General features: G+C 48.7%; 1 pseudogene. It reads right to left on the bottom strand.

Annotation, left to right across the window (positions count from 1 at the left end):
* Positions 1 to 275 (bottom strand): annotated as a pseudogene (locus tag FD37_RS12640) (IS30 family transposase); the annotation flags it as partial.

Below are 275 nucleotides of genomic sequence, written 5' to 3'. Positions count from 1 at the left end.
GCCACAGCTTGACCTTTACGTTTACCAGAAAGTACGGTATCAGCTTCAAAGTGGCCGAATTCCTGGCGAGTTTCGACTTTATGAGGCCGATCCTCAATGGAGCGGCCGTGATTGAACGTACCACGCTTTTCTTTAGCACGATGACGACGAATTCCATGATCAGGCAAATCGGTCAACTGTATATCAAGCCATCCTTGATCAATCCAGTTATAGACCGTCTTGTAGGCAATCCCCACCACATGGGCAACTTGTTCAGGGGACCACTTCTGGACTTG

Origin of the sequence: Levilactobacillus spicheri DSM 15429, assembly GCF_001435095.1 — a bacterium.
GTDB classification, from domain to species: Bacteria; Bacillota; Bacilli; order Lactobacillales; family Lactobacillaceae; genus Levilactobacillus; species Levilactobacillus spicheri.
This window is presented reverse-complemented; position numbering and strand designations above follow the sequence as displayed.